Source organism: Symbioplanes lichenis, from assembly GCF_030709675.1.
Taxonomy (GTDB): domain Bacteria; phylum Actinomycetota; class Actinomycetes; order Mycobacteriales; family Micromonosporaceae; genus Actinoplanes; species Actinoplanes lichenis.
Genome location: NZ_JAUZQD010000008.1, coordinates 87,439 through 111,736, shown reverse-complemented (window position 1 = coordinate 111,736; position 24,298 = coordinate 87,439). Strand labels below are relative to the sequence as shown.

At 72.4% G+C, this 24,298-nt stretch carries 20 protein-coding genes and 1 pseudogene; 12 read left to right on the top strand and 9 right to left on the bottom strand.

Annotated elements, in window-relative coordinates:
* Nucleotides 1–24: 24 nt before the first annotated feature.
* The 5 genes and pseudogenes from RAN62_RS20475 to RAN62_RS20455 form a co-directional block, all read right to left on the bottom strand.
* On the bottom strand, nucleotides 25–396 hold the full coding sequence (locus RAN62_RS20475; protein WP_305786301.1) for an SSI family serine proteinase inhibitor: 372 nt from the start codon (nucleotides 394–396) through the stop codon (nucleotides 25–27).
* A gap of 72 nt (nucleotides 397–468) precedes the next feature.
* Nucleotides 469–3,813, bottom strand: coding sequence for an error-prone DNA polymerase (locus RAN62_RS20470; RefSeq protein ID WP_305786300.1), 3,345 nt, complete (start codon nucleotides 3,811–3,813; stop codon nucleotides 469–471).
* Nucleotides 3,813–5,444, bottom strand: a complete 1,632-nt coding sequence (locus RAN62_RS20465; protein WP_305786546.1) for a DNA polymerase Y family protein — start codon at nucleotides 5,442–5,444, stop codon at nucleotides 3,813–3,815. Before RAN62_RS20465 ends, RAN62_RS20470 begins: the two co-directional genes overlap by 1 nt.
* Nucleotides 5,445–5,803: 359 nt before the next feature.
* Nucleotides 5,804–6,253: pseudogene (gene imuA' / locus RAN62_RS20460) on the bottom strand (DnaE2-dependent mutagenesis accessory factor ImuA'); the annotation flags it as partial.
* 843 nt (nucleotides 6,254–7,096) lie between these two features.
* Nucleotides 7,097–7,585, bottom strand: a complete 489-nt coding sequence (locus RAN62_RS20455; RefSeq protein ID WP_305786545.1) for an SAV_6107 family HEPN domain-containing protein — start codon at nucleotides 7,583–7,585, stop codon at nucleotides 7,097–7,099.
* Between the two features lie 995 nt (nucleotides 7,586–8,580).
* Here RAN62_RS20455 and RAN62_RS20450 point away from each other — a divergent pair.
* Complete coding sequence (locus tag RAN62_RS20450; RefSeq protein ID WP_305786299.1) at nucleotides 8,581–9,408, top strand: SDR family NAD(P)-dependent oxidoreductase; 828 nt, start codon at nucleotides 8,581–8,583, stop codon at nucleotides 9,406–9,408.
* A gap of 77 nt (nucleotides 9,409–9,485) precedes the next feature.
* Nucleotides 9,486–10,778, top strand: a complete 1,293-nt coding sequence (locus RAN62_RS20445; RefSeq protein WP_305786298.1) for a ferredoxin reductase family protein — start codon at nucleotides 9,486–9,488, stop codon at nucleotides 10,776–10,778.
* Here RAN62_RS20445 and RAN62_RS20440 read toward each other — a convergent pair.
* Entirely contained in the window at nucleotides 10,768–11,190 is a 423-nt protein-coding gene (locus RAN62_RS20440; RefSeq protein WP_305786297.1) for a MarR family winged helix-turn-helix transcriptional regulator, read from the bottom strand. The genes RAN62_RS20445 and RAN62_RS20440 overlap by 11 nt on opposite strands.
* A 50-nt stretch (nucleotides 11,191–11,240) precedes the next feature.
* Here RAN62_RS20440 and RAN62_RS20435 point away from each other — a divergent pair, with 50 nt between their 5' ends.
* Nucleotides 11,241–12,158 carry an NADP-dependent oxidoreductase gene (locus RAN62_RS20435; protein ID WP_305786296.1) on the top strand — a complete coding sequence of 306 codons (918 nt, stop codon included), beginning with the start codon at nucleotides 11,241–11,243 and terminating at the stop codon, nucleotides 12,156–12,158.
* A gap of 6 nt (nucleotides 12,159–12,164) precedes the next feature.
* Here RAN62_RS20435 and RAN62_RS20430 read toward each other — a convergent pair whose 3' ends face one another.
* Nucleotides 12,165–12,941 carry an alpha/beta fold hydrolase gene (locus tag RAN62_RS20430; protein WP_305786295.1) on the bottom strand — a complete coding sequence of 259 codons (777 nt, stop codon included), beginning with the start codon at nucleotides 12,939–12,941 and terminating at the stop codon, nucleotides 12,165–12,167.
* 25 nt (nucleotides 12,942–12,966) lie between these two features.
* Here RAN62_RS20430 and RAN62_RS20425 point away from each other — a divergent pair, with 25 nt between their 5' ends.
* The 8 genes from RAN62_RS20425 to RAN62_RS20390 all read left to right on the top strand — a co-directional run bounded on the left by RAN62_RS20425 (nucleotide 12,967) and on the right by RAN62_RS20390 (nucleotide 21,053).
* Complete coding sequence (locus RAN62_RS20425; protein WP_305786294.1) at nucleotides 12,967–13,686, top strand: TetR family transcriptional regulator; 720 nt, start codon at nucleotides 12,967–12,969, stop codon at nucleotides 13,684–13,686.
* 57 nt (nucleotides 13,687–13,743) lie between these two features.
* Nucleotides 13,744–15,495 (top strand): glycosyltransferase family 39 protein, encoded by a 1,752-nt coding sequence (locus RAN62_RS20420; protein ID WP_305786293.1) that lies wholly within the window; start codon nucleotides 13,744–13,746, stop codon nucleotides 15,493–15,495.
* A 9-nt stretch (nucleotides 15,496–15,504) separates the two neighbouring features.
* Nucleotides 15,505–16,209: a monooxygenase gene (locus tag RAN62_RS20415; RefSeq protein ID WP_305786292.1), complete on the top strand. Its 705-nt coding sequence runs from the start codon at nucleotides 15,505–15,507 to the stop codon at nucleotides 16,207–16,209.
* Complete coding sequence (locus tag RAN62_RS20410) at nucleotides 16,206–16,787, top strand: GNAT family N-acetyltransferase (protein WP_305786291.1); 582 nt, start codon at nucleotides 16,206–16,208, stop codon at nucleotides 16,785–16,787. The genes RAN62_RS20415 and RAN62_RS20410 overlap by 4 nt, the downstream gene beginning before the upstream one ends.
* A 4-nt stretch (nucleotides 16,788–16,791) precedes the next feature.
* The gene (locus RAN62_RS20405; protein ID WP_305786290.1) at nucleotides 16,792–17,568 is read left to right on the top strand and encodes a carotenoid biosynthesis protein; all 777 of its coding nucleotides are present in this window, start codon (nucleotides 16,792–16,794) and stop codon (nucleotides 17,566–17,568) included.
* Entirely contained in the window at nucleotides 17,565–18,659 is a 1,095-nt protein-coding gene (locus tag RAN62_RS20400; RefSeq protein WP_305786289.1) for a glycosyltransferase family 2 protein, read from the top strand. Before RAN62_RS20405 ends, RAN62_RS20400 begins: the two co-directional genes overlap by 4 nt.
* A 40-nt stretch (nucleotides 18,660–18,699) precedes the next feature.
* Nucleotides 18,700–20,139: a phytoene desaturase family protein gene (locus RAN62_RS20395; RefSeq protein ID WP_305786288.1), complete on the top strand. Its 1,440-nt coding sequence runs from the start codon at nucleotides 18,700–18,702 to the stop codon at nucleotides 20,137–20,139.
* A gap of 104 nt (nucleotides 20,140–20,243) precedes the next feature.
* Nucleotides 20,244–21,053: a hypothetical protein gene (locus RAN62_RS20390; RefSeq protein WP_305786287.1), complete on the top strand. Its 810-nt coding sequence runs from the start codon at nucleotides 20,244–20,246 to the stop codon at nucleotides 21,051–21,053.
* On the opposite strand, the gene RAN62_RS20385 is transcribed toward RAN62_RS20390, so the two are convergent.
* Nucleotides 21,014–22,048, bottom strand: a complete 1,035-nt coding sequence (locus RAN62_RS20385) for a hypothetical protein (RefSeq protein WP_305786286.1) — start codon at nucleotides 22,046–22,048, stop codon at nucleotides 21,014–21,016. The genes RAN62_RS20390 and RAN62_RS20385 overlap by 40 nt on opposite strands.
* Before the next feature lie 783 nt (nucleotides 22,049–22,831).
* Here RAN62_RS20385 and RAN62_RS20380 point away from each other — a divergent pair.
* Nucleotides 22,832–23,557: a hypothetical protein gene (locus tag RAN62_RS20380; protein WP_305786285.1), complete on the top strand. Its 726-nt coding sequence runs from the start codon at nucleotides 22,832–22,834 to the stop codon at nucleotides 23,555–23,557.
* 213 nt (nucleotides 23,558–23,770) lie between these two features.
* On the opposite strand, the gene RAN62_RS20375 is transcribed toward RAN62_RS20380, so the two are convergent.
* Nucleotides 23,771–24,292: a DUF4760 domain-containing protein gene (locus tag RAN62_RS20375; protein ID WP_305786284.1), complete on the bottom strand. Its 522-nt coding sequence runs from the start codon at nucleotides 24,290–24,292 to the stop codon at nucleotides 23,771–23,773.
* Nucleotides 24,293–24,298 lie beyond the last annotated feature (6 nt).

Sequence of the window (24,298 nt, the reverse complement as noted above, 5' to 3'; positions counted from 1 at the left end):
CAAGGTCAGTAGGGCGCTTTGTCATCAGAATGCCATGACATCTCCCATGGCCAGGCGCATCGCGCACGCGTTGCCGAAGGTCTTCGACCAGGCCACCTGTCCGCCCCGCCACGTGCCCCGGACCGTGGCGGTCACCGGGTCGTACTGCATCGTGCACATGCCCGCGCGCGGCTTGAGCTTCGCCGGGTTGCCCTTCGCCGCGGTGAGCTCCTGGCACGCCGTCTTCTTCCGCGGGTGCGCGCCGGCGGCCGGCTTGCAGCGCAGCTCGACCGCGCCCGCGTAGCCCGCCGCGGCGGTGTAGCTCAGCTCCAGCCGGCTCTCCCCGGCCTTCGCGGCGGCGGCGGGACTCGCGGCGAGCGCCAGCAGGACGGCGGACAGGCTCAGGCTGCGGATCATGGTGTCACTCCCTCGACGTGGTCTTCACCCCGGCTAACGGTGTACGCCACAAAAGGTGCTGTAAGGGAATAATCACCGAAAATCCCGGGACGCCGGCGTCACCGGTGGTGTGAGTGTCTCCAGCCGGTCGGCGACCAGGTTCAGCACGCCCTCCGCGGTCTTCTCGAGGATCCCGCGCACCAGCAGCGCCGAGCTGGTCCGCGCCACCCGGCGATAGCGCTGCCACAGCCCCGGCGAGCAGGTGACGTTGAGCATCCCGGTCTCGTCCTCCAGGTTGACGAACGTCACCCCGCCCGCGGTCGCCGGTCGCTGCCGGTGCGTGACGATGCCGCCGACCCGGATCCGGGTGCCCGACGTCACCTGGCCGACCCGGGCGACGGGCAGCGCGCCCTGCCGTTCCAGCTCCGCGCGGAGGAACTGCGCCGGATGCGCGTCCGGGGACAGGCCGGTCGCCCACACGTCCGCCACGAGCTTGTCGACGTCCTCCATGCCGGGGAGCGCGGGAGCACCCGTACCGGTGACCGTGCCCGGCAGCCGGTCGGGCCGGTCCTGCGCCGCCGCGCCCGCCGCCCACAGCGCCTCGCGGCGCGACAGGCCGAAACCCGCGAAGGCATCGGCGGTGGCGAGCGCCTCCAGGTGGGCGGTCGAGCACCCGGTCCGCCGCGCGAGATCTGTCATGTCCCGGTACGGACCCCCGGCGCGCCTCTCGTGTTCGATCTTCTCCGCCAGGTCGGCGCCGAGGGTGCGCACGCTCGACAAGCCCATGCGTACGGCCGGCCCGCCCAGTCCCCACATGTGCGGCGGCTCCTCCGGCCCCGAGCCCCACCTCGTCCTCTCGTCGGACTCGAGGGTGGCCAGGGCGTCGCTGAGGTTGATGTCGGGGCGGCGCACCTCGACCCCGTGGCGGCGGGCGTCGTCGACCAGCGACTGCGGCGAGTAGAAGCCCATCGGCTGGGCGTTGAGCAGCGCCGCGCAGAAGGGGGCGGGGTGATATCTCTTCAGCCACGCGCTCGCGTAGACGAGATAGGCGAAGCTCATCGCGTGGCTCTCGGGGAAGCCGTAGTTGGCGAACGACGACAGCTTGTGAAACATCTCGTCGGCCAGGTCGCCGGTGATGCCTCGTTCAGCCATGCCCTCATAGAGCCTTTGCCGGATCTGTTCCATCTTCTCGGTCGACCGCTTGGATCCCATCGCCCGTCTGAGCTGATCGGCCTCGGCCGGGTCGAACCCCGCGACGTCGATCGCCAGCTGCATGAGCTGCTCCTGGAACAGCGGCACGCCGAGCGTCTTGGCCAAGGCATTCGCCATCAACGGATGGGGGACGGTCGGCGCCTCGAGTCCGTTTTTTCGTCTGATGTACGGGTGGACCGAGCCGCCCTGGATCGGCCCCGGCCGGATCAGCGCCACCTCGACGACGAGGTCGTAGAACTTGTCCGGCTTGAGCCTCGGCAGGGTCGCCATCTGCGCGCGGCTCTCGACCTGGAAGACCCCGACGGAATCGGCACGCTGGAGCATCTCGTAGATCTCCGGATCGTCCAGCCGCATGTCGCCGAGGTCCAGCTCCAGCTCGATCATGTCGTACGCGTAGTGCAGCGCCGACAGCATCCCCAGCCCGAGCAGGTCGAACTTGACGAGCTCGATCGCCGCGCAGTCGTCCTTGTCCCACTGCAGCACCGAGCGGCCGGGCATCCGCCCCCACTCCACCGGGCACACCTCGATGATCGGCCGGTCGCAGATCACCATGCCGCCGGAGTGGATGCCCAGGTGCCGCGGGAAGCTCTGCACCTGGTTGGCGAAGTCGACCACGTGCGCCGGGATGTCCTCCACGTCGACCGCGGCGACACTGCCCCACCGGTCGATCTGCTTGCTCCACGCGTCCTGCTGCCCGGGCGAGAATCCAAAAGCCTTGGCCATGTCCCGTACGGCCGACCGGGGCCGGTAGGAGATGACATTGGCGACCTGAGCGGCGTGCTCGCGGCCGTGCTTGTCGTAGACGTACTGGATGACCTTCTCGCGCTGGTCCGACTCGATGTCCACGTCGATGTCCGGCGGCCCGTCGCGCTCCGGGGCGAGGAACCGCTCGAAGAGCAGGTCGTACTCCACGGCGTCCACATTGGTGATCCGCAGCGCGTAACAGACCGCCGAGTTCGCGGCCGAGCCCCGCCCCTGACAGTAGATCTTGTTGTCGCGGCAGAAGCGCACGATGTCGTACACCACGAGGAAGTAGCCCGGGAAGTCCAGCTCCTCGATCATGCGGAGCTCGTGCTCGATCTGCTCGTACGCCCTGGGATGGGCCTGGGGCGGCCCGTAGCGCTCGCGGGCGCCGCGCATGGTCAGCTCGCGCAGCCAGCTCATCTCGGTGTGCCCGGGCTCCGGGATCGGGAAGTCGGGCAGCTTCGGCGCCACGAGGTTGAGGTCGAAGGCGAGCTCCCGGCCGTACATCGCGGCGTTCTCCACCGCACCCGGGTACGCCGCGAACAGCCGCCGCATCTCCGCACCGCTGCGCAGGTGGGCCGTCCCCGCCGCGGGCAGCCAGCCGTCCATCTCGTCGAGACTGCGCCGCGCCCGGACCGCCGCCAGCGTGGTCGCGAGCCGCCGCCGGCCCGGGGTCGCGTAGTGCACGTTGCCGGTGGCGACCACTTCGACGCGGCGGCTGCGAGCGAGCTCGTACAAGACATCGTTGCGGTCGTCGTCGTCCGGGTTGCCGTGCGCGGTCAGCTCGACGACGACGTTGGCGCGGTCGAAGAGGTCGATGAGCCTGTCCAGCTCGTAGGCCGCAGCTTCCACGCCGTTCTGCGCCAGCGCTTGCGGCACACTGCCCTTGCGGCAACCGGTCAGGACCAGGACGTGGTCTCTCAAGACTTCCGCGAGCTCTTCCAGGCTTTTGTACGCCGGGCGGCCCTTCTCGCCCCCGTCCAGCTGCGCGCGCGAGATCGTCCGGGCCAGGCGGGCGTACCCCTCGGTGCCGTGCGCGAGGGCCAGCAGGTGCGTGCCCTCCGGATCGGCCGCCCCGTTCTGCGGCTTGGTGAGCCCGAGCGACAGCTCCGCCCCGAAGATCGTCGGCAGCCCCAGCTCCCGCGCCGCCTGCGAGAAGCGCACCACCCCGTAGAACCCGTCGTGATCGGTCACCGCGAGCCCGGTCAGCCCGAGCCGCGCCGCCTCCTCGGCCAGCTCCTCGGGGTGGCTCGCCCCGTCGAGAAAGCTGAAATTCGAGTGACAGTGCAGCTCCGCGTACGGCTCGGCGGTGGCCTTCTTGACGAAAGCGGGAGCCTCGTACGGCTGCCGTTTGCGCGACCACGCCGGCGAGTCCCCGCCGTCGCCGTCCACCGCGAGCGGATCGACGACGTGCAGGTGACGCTTGCCCGTGAGCTTGCTCTCCAGCTCGCCCCACGAGATGTCGGGATTGTGAAAACTCATCAGTCGTATATCGCTTCCACGGCCCAGTGACCGCCGCTCAGGGACAGAAGAAAGGCGCGCCCGTCCGCGACCGCCATCTGGAACCGTGCCCGGCGCCCGGCCTCGGCCGGAGCCCACCAGCGCTCGTCCACCGGCCACGGCCCGGCCCAGCCGGTGATCTCCAGCTCCTCGGGCCCGAGCGTCAGCACCCGCGGCGCCCCGGTTATTTGCAGCCGCGCACTCACGCCCACCGTGTTGCCGTCCTCGTCCCGGACGACGGCAGGAGCCGGCTGCGGGAGTACCAGTGCGGGCGCGGGCGCGGGTAGTTTCCCCGGCCACGGGGGCGCTGGCGATTCGGACATTTGTTTCTGTTTCCGCTTTCTGCTCATATCTCTCGGGCGGGCGGCCGGCTCGCGCCCTTCCACCTCTTTTTCTGACGCTCCTTCCAGCGCCGGCTCGTGCTCTGCCACGGGGATGCCCCGCTCGGGAGCCGCGCCGGGGCGGGCCGGCTCGCGTTCGTCGCCCCACGGGACGAAGCGGACCCGGTCGCCCGCCGACCGGCCGCCGGCCGCCACCGCCGTGAGCACCGCGTCGGGTCCGAGCAGGCCCTGGACCCGGCTCAGCGCCCGGTGCGCCCGCTCACGTTCCGCGCCGGCGTCGCCCCAGAGCCCCGGCTGGAGTCCGAGGTGGACGATGACACCGTCCGGGACCAGGCGCAGCCGTACGAGACCCGCAGTCGGCCTTCTGTCCTGCCGACGGCCACCGGTCAGCCAGCCGTCCAGCTGCCAGCGCACCCGCTCGGCGATCGCGGCCGCGTCGAGCAGCCCGTCGTGCCGCCACACCCGGTGCAGCTCCTGCCCGTCGGCGGTGATCGCCTCGATGCCGAGCCGGGTGCACGCCAGCCCGTACGCGGCCAGCCGCTCGTGCAGCCGCTCGGCCAGCGCCCGCCCCGCGAACGCGGCGACGTCGACCCGGTCGAGGGGATCGTCCTCGTACGTGCCGGTGACCTCCAGGTCCGGCGGCGGCTGCCGCACCGCCAGCGGCCGATGGTCGAGCCCGCCCGCCAGCCGGTGCGCCAGCGCCCCGTCGAACCCGAACCGCGTCAGCACGTCCCCGGCCGGCAACGCCGCGAACTCCCCCAGCGTCTTCACCCCGAGCCGGCGCAGCAGATCGGCCAGCTCCGGCCGCTCCAGCGCGTCGACGGTCACCCGCTCGAGGAACGCCGTGGTCCGCCCCGCCTCGACGATCACCCCGGTCCGCGCGGCCAGCCCCGCCGCGAAGACCCCCTCGGCGATCCCCACCTGCGCCTCCACCGAGCACGCCTGCGCGATCTGCTCGACGATCCGCTCGGCGGCGAGCTCCTCACCCCCGAAGTACCGGGCCGGCCCCCGGGCCGCGACCGCACAGGCCCCCGGCCGCACCACCTCCACGCCGGCCGCGACCTCCTCGACCGCCGCCACCACCAGCTCGAACGCCCGCGCGTCCCGCCCCGCGTCGAACTCCACCACGGTCAGCCCCGGACACCGGCTCTGCGCCTCCCGCCGCCGCAGCCCCTGCCGCACCCCGTCCGCCCGAGCGGCCTCCGAACACGCCACCACCCGGTTCGCCCGCAGCACGGCCACCGGCCCGTCCGCCCCGACCCCGTCCACCATCTCGGCCGCCACCACCGGCCAGTCAGGACACCACACCAGCAACGTACGCGGCCCGCCCGCCGCGCCCGGCGCCCTGCCGCGCCCGGCTTCGCCCACGGTCCCGCTCACGCCGGATCCACCGTCTCCCCGTCGACCGTGGCGAGCCGGACCTTCCCCCGCAACGCCTCCCACGACGCCGCCGCCCCGACCACCGTGCCGGACGCCGCGACGGGCGTGGCTCCGGCGAGGTCTTCGACGGACGCCTTTCCCCAAGTGGCTCCGGCGAGGTCTTCGACGGGCGTCCTGGTCACCTCTTCACCGGACGCCGGGGCGACCACGTCCTGCGGCACGGGTGGGATCGCGGGCCGGGGCGCCGCCGCCGGCATCCACAGGGTGAGCTCCTTGGGCCGCGCCGCCGCGCCCCGGCCCCGGGCCACCACTGTCACCGTGCGCCGCCGCAGCCGCCCGTGGCCTTCCCCGAGCCCCTCCCACTGACCACGCACCACCTGCAGGTTGACGTCGGCCCCGTCCCACCGCCCGTACGGCACCAGCACGCACCCCCGCTGCCGCGCCCGCGCCACCAGCCGCGACGCCACGGTCGGCGCCACCGGCCCGGGCACCGCGAGCACCACCACGTCGACCCCGTCGATCAGCGCCCCCACCACCGTCGGCCACTCCGGCCCGGGGTTGGGCACCAGCGCCAGCCGCTCCAGCGCGATCCCGCTCTCCGCCGCGGCCACCGCCCCCAGCTCCGGCACTCCCACCACGGCACACCACGACCCCGCCTCCGAAGCCGCCGCCAGCAACGCCAGCAGCAGAGACGTGTTCCCCACGGCCACCGGCGCCCGCAGCTGCCCCTCCGGCCGAAAAGCCGCCCCCGGTCGCTGCCATGCCTCCCGGCCCGCCCCGGCCTGCCGCTCCCGGCCCGCCCCAGCCTGCCGCTCCCGGCCCGGCTCGGCCCGCCCAGCCTGTTCCACTTCGGACGATCGCTCGCGCCCGGGCTCGCTCCGCCATCCACGTCCCGGCTCGGACCACCGCTCCCGCCCCGGCTCGGACCACCGCTCCCGCCCCGGGAGACCGCCGAGCACCGCGCCGACCGCCACGGTGCTGCCCCGGCGCAACCCCCGCCCGGGCAGCAGTCCGCCCAGCGCGGGCAGCACGGGCAGCGCCCGTTGCGCGCCTCCTTCACCGGCCTCGTTCCCGCTCCGAACCAGCTCAGCCAGCGCCGTCGCACCGTTGATCATGCGTCCGGCCATCTCCCCGCCCCGCTTGTCCGCATCCACCCAAGTTGATCTTCATGGCCCCGCCGCACCGAGCCACCAAGCACCCGAGTCGCTCGCCCCCGAGGACGAACCCGTCACCGCGGCGCCTCCACCACGGCCTCCATCACCGCGGCGCCTCCACCGCGGCCCTCTACCGCTGCGGCGCCTCCACCGCAGCAACCAGCCGCACTCCGGCCGCAAGACCACCAGCAGCCCCGCGACGAGAAGCGCGCCGGCGACACCACCGACAAGCCCGCGGGCCAGAAGTCACGAGACCACCGGCGAAAGGCCACGAAACCGCCGGCGAAAAGGCCACGAGACCGTCGGCGAAAGGCCACGAGACGCCCGCCGACAAGCCGCAGGCAAAAGGCGAGACCGCCCGAGAACCGCGCTAAAACGCCCGGAAGCCGCTCAAGCCGCCTCGAGCGAAGCGGGCGTCCCCTCGAGCACAGGTTGATGCGGCAGCCCGAGCGCCGCCTGGACCTGGGCCACGAACGTCTCGGCCGCGCGCAGAAGGTCGTCGGCCTCGCGGGCGGTCACCACGCGGGGGATGCCCGCCTCGGCCGCCGACCGCTTGGCCGCGCCCAGGGCGAAGTGGGTGGCCCAGTCGCCGAACTCGGGCGCCACGAGGACCAGCAGCGACCACACGCTGGTGACCTGGTTGCGCCGGGTCGGGGCGGCCGGGCGGGCCCGGGAGGCGAGGACCGCCGCCGCGGCGCGCAGGGCGGCGAGGTGGGCGGCCGCGTAGCGCAGGCCGTCGGGCCGGGTGCGCGCCGCCTCGGCCAGCCCCGCGTGGGCGATGGCGAGCAGCTGGGCGGGCGTCCGGTTGGGCAGCAGGTTGGCCGGCACGGTGGGCAGCGACTGCGTCCCCGCCGTCGGCGCATGGGCCAGCCCCGCCACCGGCGCACCGACCGCACCCGGGACGGGCTGCCCGGCGACCGGCCGAGGAGCGGAACGCACAGGAGCCGGCCGGGCAGCCGGCCGCTCGGCAGCAGGCTGGGCAGCAGACCGCTCGGCAGCAGGCTGGCCAACAGGACGCTCAGCCCGGGGCTGAGCAGCGGGCCGGACGGCAGGGCGCTCCGGGTCCCACTGGCCCGGCTCCCAGAGGGCGGGCTCCTGCGGGCCGAAGCCCGGGTGGGATGGTCTCGGTCCCGGTGCCGGGGTGCTCCCCATGGTCTCTCCTCGCGTGTGTCGCATCCGACGTGCTGGTCGAACCGATCCGCTGCGGAGGAAGGCACAGCGGGGGTGCCGGCCGGGTGTGAAGCTTCCCCACACCACACCCGGCCGGACTTCGCCGGCGGGGCCGTCGCCCGCCGCCCGGGGGTCGGGGGCGGCGGACGACGGTCCTGCCTGGTGCGCCCGGAGCCGGAGCCCCGGGCTGCGCGATCCGGACCCGCGATTGTCCGGACCGGCGCGATCCGGACCCGCGAATGCCCGGACCGCCTCGGCCCGAAACCGGAGTTACCGGACCAACTGGCCGCATCCCGGAGGATCCGGCCGCCGCCACCGGGCTCGCGAGGCCCGGAGCGACCCGGCCCGCGCCCTTCGACGACCCGGACCGGACCAGTCCGGGCTCGCGAGGCCTGGACCGGCACGGCCCGGACCCACGAGGATCGGACCGGAGGGTGGCCCGGACCGCGAGGCCGGACCCGGCACGGCACTTCGCGGGCGCCGCGCCCGGAGCCGCGCGGCGAACGCGGCCCCTCCCTCGCCCGACCGGCCCGGCCGGCCGCCCCCGGTGACCGGCCGGCCGGAGCCGGAGTCGATCACCATGGAACAACCGTCGAACCAATCGAACACTCGTTCTAACTACCGACGAGACTAGCACCCCCCTCCGACAAAAAAGCAACGTCGCGAGGAGGCAGGATGGGAGACACCCCGGCGAGAGGACAGCTATGCGCACGATCGTGGTCACCGGTGCCAGCTCCGGCATCGGGCTCGAGGCCGCGCGGCAGCTCGCCGCCCTGGGTGACCAGGTCGTCGTCGTGGGGCGCAACCCCCGCCGCCTCGGTGCCGCCATGGCGCGGATCCGCACCGCCGCGCAGGGGCCCGAGCCCGACGAGGTGCGGGCCGACTTCGAGTCGTTCGCCGAGGTGCGCCGCCTGGCCGAGCACCTGCTGACCACGTACGGGAAGATCGATGTCCTCGCCAGCAACGCCGGCGGGATGGTGCCGGAGCACCGCCGCACACCGGACGGCTTCGAGGCGACCCTGCAGGGCAACCACCTCGGCCCCTTCCTCCTGGCCACCCTCCTGCGCGAGCGGGTGAGCCGCATCGTCACCACCGCCTCGGACGCCCACCGCGGCGGCACCCTCGATCCGGCGGATCCCCTGGCCGGCACCGACAAGAAGTGGCGCTCCTGGCCCGCCTACGGCACCGCCAAGCAGGCCAACGTCCTCTTCGCCCAGGAGGCGGCCCGCCGCTGGCCGGACATCCTGTCGGTCTCCTTCCACCCGGGCGTCGTCCGCTCGAACTTCGGCGCGGGCACCCTGACCAGGGCCCTCTGGACCGTCGGGGCACCGTTCCTGAAGAGCCCGGTGCAGGCCGGCGCCGAGCTGGCGTGGCTGGCGATCACCCCGGCGGAGGAGCTGACGAACGGCGCTTACTACGTGGGGCGCAAAGCGACGAAACCGGCGGCCCGCGCCACCGATCCCGAGCTGGCGAGGCGGCTGTGGGACGCGAGCGTCGACGCTGTGGAGACCGGCGGCGACGGCACCCGATAACCGTTTCCGGGCCGACCCGTGAAGAACCCCACGCAGCCCTCGCCACCAGGGAAAACGCGCCTATAGCGTGACCGCCCATGACCGGTCTGCGGCCGCGTGTCGGCGTCACCCCGCGCTGGTGGCCCCGGGCGGCACGGCTCGCCGGCGCCCTCAGTGTGCTCACCGTCACCGGGCTCTGGTGGCACAACGAGAACCGCACTCCCGGTCAGCTGGCCGGGCTGCTCGCGGCCGACCTGCTGCTGCTCCAGGTGCTGCTCATGGCCCGTGTCCCGCTGGTCGAGCGGTCCTTCGGCCAGGACACCCTGGCCCGCTGGCACCGGTGGACCGGCTTCGCGTCGTTCCTGCTGCTGCTGGCGCACATTCTCCTGGCCACCCTCACGTACGCCGCCGCGGTGCTGAGCTATCCGGGCGTGCTGCTCGCCACGGCGGGCACGGCCGCCCTGGTGCTGGTCGTCGTCACGTCGGTCCGCCGGGCCCGCCGCCGCCTGCGCTACGAGCGCTGGCACTTGCTGCACCTGTACGCGTACGCGGGAATCGGTCTTGCCCTGCCCCACCTGCTGTGGACGGAGCCGGACCCGGTCGCGCGCGCCTATTGGCAGGGTCTTTGTCTCCTCGCCGCGGGCAGCGTGCTCGTCTTCCGGATAGCCGTGCCGCTCGGGCGCACGCTGCGGCACCGGCTCGTGGTCGACGAGGTCGTCCCGGAGGCGCACGGCCTGGTGTCGGTGCATTTCCGCGGGCGTGAGCTGGACCGTCTGCCCGTACGCGCGGGGCAGTTCTTCGTCTGGCGCTTCCTGGACGGACACGGCTGGTCGCGGGGCAACCCGTTCTCGCTGTCCGGCCCGCCGCACGGCGACCGGCTCCGCATCACCGTCAAGAGCCTCGGCGACGGCAGCGCCCGCGTGACCCGTCTCACCCCGGGCACCCGCGTGCTGATCGAGGGCCCCTACGGCCGCCTCACCGCCGAGTCCTACCGCGGCGGACCGGTGACCATGCTCGCGTGCGGCGTCGGGATCACCCCGCTGCTCGCGTTGCTGTGGGATCTCCCGTACGGCCACAACCAGGCCACTCTTCTCTACCGCGCCCGCCACGCGCACGAGGTGGCCTTCCTGGACGAGATCGAGTGGCTCGCCGGGCGGCGGGGCGTGCGGCTGGTCCCGCTGATCGGCCCGCGCGCGCGTCCGGGCTCCTGGCTGCCCGCCGAGTACGCCGGCTACTCCGACGCGGCGGCCCTGCGCGAGCTCGCCCCGGACATCGCCGGCCACGACCTGTACGTGTGCGGCCCTGACGCCTGGACCGACACGGTACGCACGGCCGCCCGCGCCGCCGGAGTCCCCGCCGCCCGCATCCACCGCGAGCGTTTCAGCTGGTAGCAGCCGCACGCAGCCGTCGCAGCATCGCGCCGAACTGCGCGCGCTCCCCGTCGGTCAACGGCTCGCCCAGCAGCCGCTGCGCCTCCCGCTCGAACACCTGCGCCGCCGTGTCGTACACCCGCCGGCCCTCCTCCGTGAGTTCGAGCACCGAGGAGCGCCTGTTCCGCGGGTGCGGCCGGCGCACGCACCAGCCCTTGCGCTCGATCCGGTCCACCGCCTGGCTGGCCCCGCCGACCGTGATGACCAGCTGACCCGCGACCTCCTGGACCCGGCACTCCGGCGTCCGCTCGATGACGCTCAGCACGTCGAAGCTGCCCATGCTCGCGTCGCACTCCCGGCGCAGCGCGGTGTCGATCGTGTTCCACAGCACGATCTCCAGGCGGATCAGGTCGTCGAAGAGCTCCCTCAGCATCGCCCCAGATTACATTGCCACTAAGGTTATTAGTGCTTAACATCAAACCCATGAGAGCAGTCCGATTCGACGAGTACGGCGACCGCGGTGTCCTCCACGTCGCCGACCTGCCCACCCCCGAGCCCGCCGCCGGCGAGGTCCTGGTCGAGGTGCGCGCCGCGGGCATCAACCCCGGCGAGATCGCCATCCGCACCGGGGCCTTCCACGAGCGCTGGCCCGGCACCTTCCCGTCCGGCCAGGGCAGCGATCTGGCCGGCGTCGTCACCGCCCTCGGCCCGGGCGTGCGCGCCTGGAAGCCCGGCGACGATGTGCTCGGCTGGTCGTGGCGCCGGTCCAGCCAGGCGACCCACGTCACCGTCCCGGCCGGCCAGCTCGTGGCCAAGCCCCCGGCCCTCGGCTGGGTCACGGCCGGCGGTCTCTACGTGGTGGGCGTCACCGCGTACTCCGCCGTGCGCGCCATTGATCCCCGGCCCGGCGAGACGGTCGCCGTCTCGGCGGCGGCCGGCGGCGTCGGCACCCTGGTCGTGCAACTTCTCGCCCGGCGCGGTGTCAATGTCCTCGCGATCGCGTCCCCCGCCAACGACGAGTGGCTCACGAGCAAGGGCGCCACCCCCATCCCGTACGGCGACGGCCTGCGCGACCGCCTCACCGCGGCCGCCCCGGAGGGCATCGACGCGTTCCTGGACCTCTTCGGCCCCGACTACGTCCGCCTCGCCGTCGACCTGGGCATTCCCCGCGACCGCATCAACACGATCATCGCCTTCGCCCTCGCCGCCGAGCTGGGCGTCAAGGCGGAGGGCAGCGAGGACGCCACCACCCCGGAGATCCTGGCCGAGATGGCCGCCCTCGTCGCCGACGGCACCCTCGAACTCCCGATCGCCGCGACCTACCCCCTCGACCGCGTCACCGACGCCTTCGCCGAGCTCGAGCAGCGCCACACCCGCGGCAAGATCGTCCTCATCCCGTAGCGGGACTCAGGCGGGGACGTGCTCGCGCAGCCAGGGCAGGAGGACGGGCAGGACGACCGAGGCGTGCAGGGCCTTCAGGTGGTCGGCGCCCGGTTCGAGGTGGACTGTCCAGCCGCGCTGCTCGAGCTCGGTGCGGCGGGCGGCCAGGGCGGGGCCGATCACCACTTCCGTGTCGCCCCAGCCCGGGCCGTAGGTGATGGAGTCGGCCGCGCCGGCGTAGGCCAGCCCCGGCACGGTGATCCGGTCCAGCTGGGCCGGCTCGTCGAGGCCCTGCAGCGATTCGTACAGGGTCACGAATTGTTCGGTCTGGGCCGGCTCCACTGTGCTGCCCGCCGACTCCCAGTCGCCCGGGGTCACCTCGGCGGGCGCCGGCACGGGGTGCAGCGCCTGCTCGTGGGCGGCGCGGGTCACCTTCAGCATCGCCTCGTAGGGGCCGCCGAGGGGCGGGAAGCCGCCGACCGCCAGGGCCGTCACGCGATCCGTGCGCTGGGCGAGCTGCAGGCCGGCGAGCCCGAGCCACGAATAGCCGTAGTACGCGAACCGCTCCGCGCCCGCCTCGTCGGCCGCCGCCAGCAGGTCCGCCGCGAGCCGGTCGCCGCTCAGCGGGCGGGGCCGGGCGAACACCTCTTTCTCGTAGTCGAAGGCCACCACGCGATAGCCCGCCTCGGTCAGCGCCGCGGCGATGGTGTGGCCGGCGTCGGGATCGCCGCCCCACGCCCGCACGGTTGCCGCTGTGGACTCGTCGGTCACGCCGGTGTTCATGGGCAGCAGCACCACAGTCATGGAAACAGATTACACTGTAAGGACTATGGGACAAGACGACAGCGACGCTCAGGTCCGGCGACTGTGGCGGCACCGGGGCACCACGCTGCCCACGCCGAGACGGGGGCCGCGGCAGCAGCTCGACCTCGACGCGGTGCTCGACACCGCCGCGGCGCTCGCGGATGCCGGGGGGCTGGCGGCCGTCTCCACCCGGGCGGTCGCGGCGGCCTTCGGGAAGACGCCGATGGCCCTCTATCCGTACGTGGGAACGAAGGCCAACCTCCTGGAGCTCCTGCGCGACCACGTCTCCGCGCTCCCGGCCTGGCGGGATCCCGGCCCGAGCGCGGCGGCCGATCTCACGGCGTGGGGCACGGCCCTCTTCGACCTGTACGCGGCCCACCCCTGGCTGGCGGCGGAGTCGTGGGCGCGCACCGGCCGGGGCCCGAACGAGCGGGACTGGATGGAGCGCCTGCTCGGCATCCTGCACGCGTGGCACGTGCCGCCGGCCGGTCACGCCCCGATCGTCACCGTGCTCTACGCCACCGTGCGCGCCTGCGCCGAGACCGATGCCGACTACCGGCGCCTGGGGCCGGACGGCGCCGCCGAGTGGCTGGCGCACGCGGAAGCGACGCGGCGGCAGATTCCGGACCTGGCCGAGCGCTATCCGCTGGCCGCCGCCCTCACGCCGGTCACGCCGGACTGGGCGGACAATCCGCGCGCCACGATCGCCCGCGCGGCCGGGCTGCTCACGGCGACCGGAAGGTGAACAGCGGGCCTGCCTAAGATGAAGCACCTGTGTCCCCGACCTCCCGGAGCATTCCGCATGGCCGCCGAGACATCCGCGATACCCGGCAGCGAAGCCACGGCGCACCCGGCCGCGAAGATCCCGGCCGCCCGCAAGCCCGTGGACGACGAGGCGCCGGCGCCGGCGGAGCCCCCGCCCGCGCGGCCGGAGCGGCGGACCCGGCGGCTGTGGCAGACCCTCGGCCTGACGCTTCCGCCCTTCGCCGTCACGCTGGCCGTGACGCTGATCGGGATCGGCGACCGGCAACTGTGGCGCGACGAGAACGCGACCTGGTGGGCCGCGTCACTGTCGTTCGACGATCTGGGCAAGCTCACCGAGACCGTCGACGTGGTGCTGCTCCCCTACTACGTGCTGATGCACTGGTGGATCGGCCTGTTCGGCGACTCGGAGGCCGCGCTGCGTGTCCCGTCGGCGCTGTTCATGGCGCTGGCCGCGGCGGTGGTCGCACTGATCGGGCGGCGCCTCTTCGAGCCGCGCGCCGGACTGGCGGGGGGCCTGCTGATCGCCGCGCTCCCGGTGATTTCCCGGTACGGTCAGGAGGCCCGCCCGTACGCGATGGCCATGCTCGCCACGGTGACGGCGGTGTGGCTGCTGCTGCGGGCGCTGGAGCGGCCGACGGTGTGGCGCTGGCTGCCGTACGCGGTCGCCGTCGCGTGGATCGCGGGCAGTCACGTCGTCGCGCTGATGTCGCTGGCCGCGCACCTGCCCCTGGTCCTCGGCACCCTGCTCCGCCGCAACGGAAGCCGGGAAAAGCCCGGCGACGAGCCGGTCGAGGAAACCACGGACACGGTTGAGGAAACCCCGGAAAAGAAAGACGAGGAAGCCCCGGCGGCGAAGGTCTTTGAGGAACGTGGCCTGCGCGTCCGGCTCCGCATCCTCATCGGCTGGCCCGTGGCGGCCCTCGCCGGCCTCGGCGTCGCGGCTCCGCTCATCCTCAAGGGCCAGGGACAGAACGGGCAGATCGCCTGGATCCCCGACACCACGTGGGAGCGGGTCCAGGAGTTCCCGGGCGAGGTCTTCATGAGCCCCGGCGCGGCGGCGTTCCTCCTCGTGGCGGGGCTGGTCGGGCTCGTCGGGCTCGTCGCCCGCCGCCCGGCCACGGCCGCCGCCCTCGCGCTGTGGACGATCCTGCCGCCCGTCGTCGCGTACTACACGTTCCACGAGTTCCACTTCTTCTACCCGCGGTACGTGCTGTTCACCGTGCCGGCGTGGGTGCTGCTCACGGCGTACGCGATGGTGAAGGTCGCGGGCAGCGACCCGGCGGCGCGGCTGTGGCGCCCGGTGACCGCGCAGCTGGTCGCGGCCGTGCTCGTGGCCGGGGGCGCGCTCACCTTCTTCGGGTGGAACCAGCAGCTCGAGCTGCGCAGCGACACGGTCGAGGACGAGGCCGGCTATCGCGCCGCGGCCGCCTTCATCGCCGAGCGCGAGGAGCCGGGCGACGGCGTGGTGTTCACCGGGTACACGTTCCTGCACCGCGGGTTCCGTTACTACTGGCGGAACCGGCCGGTCGCCGACCAGCCGAAGGAGATCCTGGTCCAGCAGGCGCCGGGCGAGGAGTGGAACTGGCTGCACTATCCGTGCCCGGACACCGTGACGTGCCTGGGCGGCACCGAGCGGATCTGGCTGATCTCCTCCGACCCGGCGGGCAAGCCGCTGTGGCCGCTGCCGCCGTGGCAGCAGAAATCCGTCGCCGACCGGTACGAGGTGGTGACCACCACCACGTTCCACCGGCTGTGGGTGAGCGAGCTTATCCGCCGGCCGGCTGGGTAGTCTCGGCCCATGATCCCCCCGCCGCCGCTGGTCACGCTGCACGTGTGGCGGCTGCCGCGGCGCAGCGCGGGGCTGGCCTTTCCGCGGATGGCGATCGATCCGCGCCGCCTGCGCCGGCTGCCCGGCGTGCGGTTCGCCAAGCTGCTGGGCACCGGGACGGGCACGGGCTTCGGGCCGGGAGACGCCGATCTGACCCGGTTCGCCGCCGTGGTCACGTGGGACACGCCCGGCGGCGGCGACCTCGGCGCCGTGGGCCGCGCGTGGGACAGGCTGGCGGGCGGCGCCGCCCGGATCGACCTCACGCCGCTGGTCAGCCGGGGCCGCTGGTCCGGCGTGGCGCCCTTCGGCGAGCCGCACGCGGGCAAGAGCCAGGGCACCGTGCTCGCGCTGACCCGGGCCCGGCTGCGCCCCGCCAAGGCCCTGACCTTCTGGAACGCGGTGCCACCGGTCGCCCGGGAGCTGCACGCCGCGCCCGGGCTGCTGGCCCGGTTCGGCATCGGCGAGGCGCCGGTCGGCTGGCAGGGCACGGTCAGTGTGTGGCGTGACGCGGCGGACCTGACGGCGTTCGCGTACCGTCAGCCGGAGCACCGTGCGGTGATCGCCCGGACGCCGGCCGCGCGCTGGTACGCCGAGGATCTGTTCGCCCGGTTCGCGGTGCGGGCCATTCACGGCGACAAGGCCGTGCTCAGCTGGCGGGAAGAAGGAGAGCGATGAGGCTCGTCCCCTGGCAGCCGGACGACATGCTCCGGCGGCTGGACGACGTGGTGAGCGTCTACGGCGAGGCGATGGGCTACCGTCCCGCGCTGCTGCAGACCCGCCGCGGCTACATCGGTGCCCACGTGCGCCGCGCGGGCTTCCGCGCCGTCGCCACCCTGACGGCCGAGGGGCAGCTGGCCGGCTTCGGCTACGGCTACACCTCGGGCCCCGGCCAGTGGTGGCACGACCAGGTGCGCGCCGCGCTCGGCGAGCCGGCCCGCCAGCGCTGGCTGGGCGACTGCTTCGAGGTGGTCGAGCTGCACGTGCGCCCGAGCGCCCAGGGCCACGGCATCGGCGCCCGCCAGCTGCGCGCGCTGCTGGCCATGGCCGGCGGCTCGACCGTGCTGCTGTCCACTCCCGAGGCGGACGAGCAGCAGTCGCGGGCCTGGCGGCTCTACCGCCGGTTCGGCTACGAGGACGTGCTGCGCCACTTCTACTTCCCCGGGGACGAGCGCGCGTTCGCGATCCTGGGCCGCTCGCTGCCGCTGACCGAGCGCGCCCCCGCCGAGGATGCCCCGGGCATTGTCGGCATCTAGCTTGTTGACCGCCGCGGTTCTCCGCCGGCCGCGCACCGGCCTCGTGCTCTGGGCGCTGCTCGGCGTCCTCGTCCTGGTCCAGATCTGCTACCCGCTCACCGCCGGCGACGTCCGCGCCGGCTTCACCGTGGCCACGGTCCTCCTCGGGTACGTGCTCTCCGTCACGCACGCCGCGCTCACCCGCGGCGTCCGAGCGGCGGTCGCGCTGGTCGCCACGGCGACGGCGGGCGGGTTCGCGGTGGAGGCGGTCGGCGTCGCGACCGGCTTCCCCTTCGGCACGTACGACTACTCGGGCGAGCTCGGCCCGAAGATCCTCGGCGTCCCGCTCATCATCCCGCTCGCCTGGACCTGGATGGCCTGGCCGGCCTGGCTCGCCGCCGGTCGCGTGGCCGCCCGGGCGGTCCCGCGCGTGCTGCTGGCCGCCGCCGGGCTCGCCGCCTGGGACCTCTTCCTCGACCCGCAGATGGTCGCCGAGGACTACTGGACGTGGCACTCCCCCACGCCCGCCCTCCCCGGCGTCCCCGGCATCCCGATCGGGAACTACCTGGGCTGGCTCGGCTTCGCCCTGGTCCTCATGACCGTGCTGCGCCTGGCCCTGGGCCTCGCCGGCGACCCGCGCCCCGCTGCGGACGGCCCGATGCTCGCGCTCTGGCTGTGGACGTACGCCTCCTCGGTCCTCGCCCACGCCGTCTTCCTCGGCCTGCCGTGGTCCGCCGTGTGGGGCGGCGTGCTCATGGGCGCGGTCGTCGCGCCGCTGCTCCTGACCTTCCGCCGGCCATGATCTGGCTCGCCCTCGTCCCGTGGCTCGCGCTGACCGCTCACACTCTGGTCAACGCGCTGCTGTTACGCCGCGTGCCGCGGGAGAAGTCGGTGACCGAGCGTGTCGCCGTCCTGCTGCCGCTGCGTGACGAGGCCGCCCGCGTCACCCCGTGCCTCGAAGCGCTGCTCGCCCAGCGCGGAGTGCCGCACCTGGAGATCTACGTCCTCGACGACGGCTCCACCGACGGAACAGCCGACGTGGTGACGTCCGTCGCGGGATCCCGGGTCACTCTGCTGACCGGGAAGCCGCTGCCTGCCGGGTGGCTCGGCAAGCCCCACGCCTGCGCGCAGCTCGCCGACGCGGCCCGCGCCGGCGACGTCCTCGTCTTCGTCGACGCGGACGTCGTCCTGGCCCCCGACGCCGTGGCGGGCGCCGTCACGGCACTGCGGTCGGCGGGCGTGACGCTGCTCTCCCCGTACCCGAAGATCGTCGGCGCCGGGCGCCTCGTGCAACCGCTGCTGCAGTGGTCATGGCTCACTTTCCTGCCGTTGCGCGCCATGGAACGCTCCCCGCGCCCCTCGCTCGCCGCCGCGGGCGGGCAGTGGCTGGTGACCGACCGCGCCGGCTACGAACGGGCGGGCGGCCACGCGGCGGTCCGCGACGACGTGCTCGAGGACATCGGGCTGGCCCGGGCGGTCAAGCGCGCGGGCGGCCGCATCGCGCTCGCGGACGGGTCGCGGACGGCGGTCTGCTGCATGTACGACACGTGGCGCGAGCTGGCCGACGGCTACGGCAAGTCGCTGTGGGCGTCCTTCGGATCACCGTCCGGTGCGGCGTGCGTCGTGGTGCTGCTCCTTCTGTTGTACGCCCTCCCGCTCGTCGCCGCCGCGGTGTTCGCTCTTGTGGGGTGGACGCCGGGCGTGGCGGTGGCGCTCACGGCGTACGTCATCGGTGTGCTGGGCAGGGTGATCGCCGCGGCCGCGACCGGCGGGCGGACCTGGCCCGACCCGCTGGCCCAGCCGGTGTCGATCGTGCTGTTCGCGGGGCTCGCCGCGCGCTCGTTCGCCCGGCGCCGCCGTGGGCAGCTGACCTGGCGAGGGAGAACGGTATGAGCCGGATCATGTTCGGTGCGCGCGTCGACGGGAGGACAGTGTGAGCCGGGTCATCGTCATCGGTGCGGGCGTCGGCGGGCTGGCCGCGGCGGTGCGGCTCGCGGGCGCCGGGCACGACGTCACCGTGTTCGAGCAGGCCGCCGGGGCCGGGGGCAAGCTCGCCCAGTACGAGCGGGACGGCTTCCGCTTCGACACCGGCCCGAGCCTGCTGACGCTGCCGCAGGTCTTCGCCGACCTGGGCCTGGAGCTCGACCCGCAGCCGCTCGACCCGGTGGTCCGCCACGTCTTCCCGGACGGCAGCGTGCTCGACTCCTCGTCCGACCCGGCCGTCTTCCGCGCCCGCATCGCCGACGCCTTCGGCCCGCGCGCCGCCGCCGACTGGGCCCGCTTCTGGCAACGCGCCGAGCGCATCTGGGGCGCCTCCTGGAACTCGGTGCTGCGCCACGAGGTGACCCCCGCCACCCTCGCCCGCCTCTCGTGGCGCGTACCCGACCTGCTCGCCATCGCCCCGGGCCGGTCGTTGCGCGCCCTCGGCCGCCGCTACCTCGGCGACTGGCGCCTGCGCATGCTGCTCGACCGCTACGCCACGTACACCGGCACCGACCCCCGCCGGGCCCCCGCTGCCCTGGCCGCCGTCCCCTACGCGGAACTCGCCTTCGGCGGCTGGTACCTGCCCGGTGGCCTCACCACCCTGACGGACGCCCTGGTCGCCAAGGCCGAGTCACTCGGCGTCAGGCTGAAGTTCTCGACCCCGGTCGCCTCGATCGAGGCCACATATTCTGTTTCGGGGGTGACTCTCGCCGACCGAACGTTCGTTCCAGCAGACGTGGTCGTGTCCGACGTGGACGCGGCCATCCTCTACCGGGATCTGTTGCCCAGCCCGGCCCGGCTCGCGACGCTGAACGACCGGAGCCTCGCCGGCTTCGTGCTGCTCCTGGGCGTCGAAGGCGCAACACCCGCCCTGGCCCATCACACGGTGTTCTTCCCGCGGAACTACAACGCGGAGTTCGACGCCGTCTTCGGCGACCCGGGGCGAGGCTCGCGCGCCCGGCCGCCGGCCGACCCGACGATCTTCGTCACCCGCGCTGTCGACGAGGCAGTGCATCCGGCCGGTGACGAGGCGTGGTTCGTCCTGATCAACGCCCCCCGCCACGGCACCGCCCCGGACGCGGTCGACTGGACCCGGCCCGGCCTGGCCAGCGCCTACGCCACGCACATCCTGGACGTGCTGGCGGCGCGCGGTCTCGACGTCCGCGACCGGCTGCGCTTCCTGGAGACCCGCACCCCCCGCGACCTGGCGGCGGCGACGCGGGCCCCGGGCGGAGCGATCTACGGTACGGCCGGCGGCCTCCTCCGCCCGGCCAACCGCGGCCCGGTCCGCGGCCTGTACCTCGTCGGCGGCTCCGCCCACCCGGGCGGCGGCCTCCCGATGGTGACCCTCTCCGCCCAGATCGTCGCGGACACCGTCGGGGACGCCTGAGTTTCAGACGGATCTTAAGCCACCGCGAGTCCCGTTCACTGCTGAACGTGTTGGTGATGTGCCGAGACAAGACTGAGCTTGCCTGACGTGGTTCTATATCGAAGGTGACCAACCGAAGCATCGGAGGCGTGTTCGGCGTCATCGGCATCTGGACGGGCCTGCTGCTCGCCCTGGCGGGACCCGGGACCTTTGCAGTGATCGGTCGGGCGTTATGGGACAGAGCTGGCTATCTCCTTTTGGCATGCGCCGTTGTGGTTCTACTCCACAACTTCGTTCCGAAAGGCGCCTTGGCGGGCCCGGTGCTGCTTAGTGCAGCCGGGGTGACCGTCCTCGCGCTCGGCAAAGGCTGGTGGGCACCACACGATCTCTGGCCGGGACTAGGCTTCATGCTTGCCCTAGTCGCGACATCCGCCGTGCTACGCCAAGCGGCTGGCTCAGGTTCACATGGGCCGATCCGTCGCACATATGGCATGTTCTTGAACCGCCACGTCATCTATGACCTTGACGCCGAGGCACCCGAACGCTTGGACGTCGTGGCAGTCCTCTGCAGGGTGGTCATAGATTTACGCTCGGCTGGAGTGCCCCGGACTGGCCCTCTCGAGATTGTTGCGAGCAGCGTTGCAGGACGGATAGAACTGGCGCTCCCGAGCCATTGGCCGGTCGTGGTGGGCCGCACAAACGCCAGTAGGAGCATCCGGCTGGACGGCCTCTTGGACGCCACGGAGGTCTTCGACGATCCTCGCAGCTCGGAGCAGGGCGAACGTCTGCAGGAGATCGAAGCAGAGTGGCAAATCTATAGCCGCACCGGGGAGACGGGCACCGCCGTCGTCCTGCATGTGGCTGGCGTCGGCGGCTCGGTCCACCTACGTGACCGTCAACGCACCATCTCTGACCCATCGCTCGGCGCCGGATGAGCATATCGCCAAGGACGCTGACTGACGGCGGATTGCCCATCGAATACTCGAGAAAGCGCCTCATTGTCAGCGGCTTCCTCCCGAGCGTCCCTCGGCAGGCGCCTGCGCATAGCAGTAAGCATCTCGAAGCGATGCAAGTCAAAAGCCACTGCCAGTATTGCACCTTGGCGTTGGGCGGCGATCCGAGCTCCCCGGTAACTGAGAGCAGCAACCAAGGCAAATGCCAGCGGCACCGCAGACCAAAGATCCCACCGCGCCACAAACGGTCCTGACACAACACCCAAGACGCCGAGAATCATGGTCAGGGTTGCACTTGTGTCTAATACGTTGAGCTGCGTCTCATTCTCCTGCGCCAACCGCGGCGAGAGGAAAGGATGCAAGCGCGGGAAGGCCTGCACGGTACTCAGCCCGTAGCGTTCGCCCGCTACAGTCTCGGCACGGCGCAGCACGTTACCGAGCAGGGTCGGCATGATGTTCTCGGCATGCTCAGGGTACTGCTGGAAGAGAATCTCGCTGGCGAGCTCTTGTTCGCGTTGCGACTTGGCGCGCCTCCGCCCCTGCGATGCGACCGCATCAAATCGAGGTAGCCTGAGGTACTCCTCTGGAATATCCTGCAGACGAATAAGGTGCCGACTGCGGCGGCGGTGGTGCCGCTCGACGGCGAAGTCCTGTGCCACACGGAAGGGAGGACGGTAATGCCAATACCCCTCTAGCCATTGAACAATCGATATCTGGAATGGACGCAGTACAACCGTCGTGAACAGAACCGCAGCGGCGAAGACGACTACGCTGGTAAGGACTGACCCTCGGACAGTTGCAATGATTGAATCAATACCCGGACGTGCCGCGCCGACAGGTTTGCTCCACGGGTACAACCGCGACGTGACAACCGCGAAGATCCCCGCGACGAGGACTGCACTCGGCAAGACATTGACAAGGTAGGCACCTGCTCCGAGGCTTTTGATACTCTCCTTGCCCAGTCCTAGATCACTCATCGCGGCTTCCGGACGACGGGCACATTCATAGCCAATGAGTGCTCCCTGCAGCGCGGCATTCGGTGATGGGCACGTGTCGGCTGTCGTACGGGCTTGGTATGACACTGCGGAAAGTGAGGACAGGCGAAGAACTGCTTCTGACGGGGCCTCGTCGCCCGGCCTCGCGTGAAGCCGTAGTCCGGCCACCACAAACCAGCGACCGCGACAAGGATTACAAATGCGGTCATCCCGCTGCGGCGCGGCGTCGCGAAGCAGAACGCCACGTGTCGCCCCTTCCGACGAGTCACCGGAAGGATCAGTATCGATCCAACGGCGACTCAGTCCCAGAGTGATGCCACGATGTGACAGAACAGCCATCGCCGAGGGAACGCACCGGGCTGATAGCTGCCCCACCCACGATCCGTGCGGACACGGCAAGGTGACACACTCCTCTATGCTGCTTCCACGTTGATCGATCCGGCGGTGCTTCCGGGGATCGCGCAGTGAGCAGCTAGGAGACCGCCCGTGCCATCCTCGACGCCGCCCTCGCCGGGCGCGCCTTTCTCGCCGGGCGACCCTTCCCCGGGCGCGCCCTTCTCGCCGGGCGGGCCTTCCTCGGACGCGCCTTCCTCGGGTCCGCTTTCTTCAGACCCAATCTCTTCGGGCGCGCCTTCCTCGGCGGGCGAGCCCGCGAGCGCCGATCCCACGCCGCCGCCCTCGGACCCCTGGCTGGGCGATCCGACGTCACTGCACACCGTGCCGCTGTTGCCGCCGTCCTATGCTTCCGCCGGCCCGATCCCTCCCGTGTCCGGCCCGGGAACGCCCACCGGCCCGGGAGCGCCCGGCTCGACCGGCAACCCGGTGCGTATCGGCCGGGGCCCCCGCCGCGTCTCCCGCAAGCTGGTGACGACCTACTTCGCGGGCGGGCTCGCGCTGCTGCTGCTCGGGGCCGTGGCCGTCGTCTACCTGACCTACCGGGCGCTCGGCCCGGACGACTCCACCCTCGCCACCTCGTCCGACGACCTTCCCGCCGCTTCCACGTCCCGGACTCCGGCCCGCACCCCGTCGTCTCTCCCTTCGCCCAAGCCCGCCACCGAACCCTCGGAACCGCTCCGCGCCCGCTTCGGCCCCCAGAAGCTGCGCGACGGCCAGTCCTTCGTGATGCGGGGCGAGGGCGATGCCCGGTACCGGCTGACGCTCAAGGCGGGCAAGTTCCACAAGGGCGGCTGCGGCAACTACGGCGTCAAGCCCGCGAACGGCGGCTACCTCCCGGTCAAGCTCACCCTCAAGGTCCTCGAGGGCGAGCCCGAGGTCAGCGAGTACTCGTTCCGCTTCCAGAACGCCGACGGCAAGTGGCTCAACTCGGTGGGCGGCAGCGGCTGCGACGTCGACGACTACCTGGGCTTCTTCCGCCGCCAGTCGGTGGGGCGCACGTACACGTCGACAGTGGTCTTCGACGTCGCCGCCCGCAAGGGCGAGATCGTCTACGTCCCCCTGATGGACGTCGCCGCCGAATGGAAGCTCAGCTGACCATCCGGGGCCTCGGCGCCGAGGCGTGACAGTGGACGTCCCGGACGGGACCTGAGGCGGAATCCGGAGGCGTCGCCGGACGAGATGATCCGGACGTGGGCGCTCTGATCGGGACGGGTGCCGGCGCGGGCAGGAGCGGCCGGGCCCGCCCCGGCCCGAGCACTGCCGACGCCGTCAGCCGCGACGGGTTCCGAGCCGTGGTCCTCGCCCGATTCAGGCCCGGCTCGGTCGCATGGACCGGAGGCCGAGCCGCTCGTGCAGCCGTTGCGGGTCCGACTGTTCGGCCCGGGCGGCGAGATCCTCCAGGAAGTCCAGGTACAAGCCCTGCCGGAGCCTGCGCTCGGCGAGCACGAATGGTTCCAGGGTTCGCCACACTCGCCGGATCCGGAAGTTGATCGAGCTGAGCACGAGCACTTCGTCCACGCAGCCGAAGGCGACCAGGATGCCCATGGAGTCGTAGAAGGCGATGACCTGCAGACTGGTCGTCAGCAACGACTCCGGGAGCCCGCTGAAGCCGGCCTTCGGGTCGAGGGTGGGCAGGCGAGCAAGCATGTCGAGTTCAGCGCGCTGGAACTCCGGATTGCCGTAGGCGCGGGTCAGCATCTCGATGGCCACCGGGACATGATTGGCGCTCCGCATCGACCGGAGCTGCCGCCACGACAACGCCGACGAGACGGCCAGGGCGGCGATCGAGATCACGACGGCGAAGGCGGCGAGGAGCGTCTGTGCACCCATGGCCGC

Coding starts and splice junctions, on each gene's coding strand:
- RAN62_RS20475 (WP_305786301.1), bottom strand. CDS start 396: ATGATCCGCAGCCTGAGCCTGTCCGCCGTCCTGCTGGCGCTCGCCGCG.
- RAN62_RS20470 (WP_305786300.1), bottom strand. CDS start 3,813: ATGAGTTTTCACAATCCCGACATCTCGTGGGGCGAGCTGGAGAGCAAG.
- RAN62_RS20465 (WP_305786546.1), bottom strand. CDS start 5,444: ATGGTGGACGGGGTCGGGGCGGACGGGCCGGTGGCCGTGCTGCGGGCG.
- RAN62_RS20450 (WP_305786299.1), top strand. CDS start 8,581: ATGCGCACGATCGTGGTCACCGGTGCCAGCTCCGGCATCGGGCTCGAG.
- RAN62_RS20445 (WP_305786298.1), top strand. CDS start 9,486: ATGACCGGTCTGCGGCCGCGTGTCGGCGTCACCCCGCGCTGGTGGCCC.
- RAN62_RS20440 (WP_305786297.1), bottom strand. CDS start 11,190: ATGCTGAGGGAGCTCTTCGACGACCTGATCCGCCTGGAGATCGTGCTG.
- RAN62_RS20435 (WP_305786296.1), top strand. CDS start 11,241: ATGAGAGCAGTCCGATTCGACGAGTACGGCGACCGCGGTGTCCTCCAC.
- RAN62_RS20430 (WP_305786295.1), bottom strand. CDS start 12,941: ATGACTGTGGTGCTGCTGCCCATGAACACCGGCGTGACCGACGAGTCC.
- RAN62_RS20425 (WP_305786294.1), top strand. CDS start 12,967: ATGGGACAAGACGACAGCGACGCTCAGGTCCGGCGACTGTGGCGGCAC.
- RAN62_RS20420 (WP_305786293.1), top strand. CDS start 13,744: ATGGCCGCCGAGACATCCGCGATACCCGGCAGCGAAGCCACGGCGCAC.
- RAN62_RS20415 (WP_305786292.1), top strand. CDS start 15,505: ATGATCCCCCCGCCGCCGCTGGTCACGCTGCACGTGTGGCGGCTGCCG.
- RAN62_RS20410 (WP_305786291.1), top strand. CDS start 16,206: ATGAGGCTCGTCCCCTGGCAGCCGGACGACATGCTCCGGCGGCTGGAC.
- RAN62_RS20400 (WP_305786289.1), top strand. CDS start 17,565: ATGATCTGGCTCGCCCTCGTCCCGTGGCTCGCGCTGACCGCTCACACT.
- RAN62_RS20385 (WP_305786286.1), bottom strand. CDS start 22,048: ATGAGTGATCTAGGACTGGGCAAGGAGAGTATCAAAAGCCTCGGAGCA.
- RAN62_RS20375 (WP_305786284.1), bottom strand. CDS start 24,292: ATGGGTGCACAGACGCTCCTCGCCGCCTTCGCCGTCGTGATCTCGATC.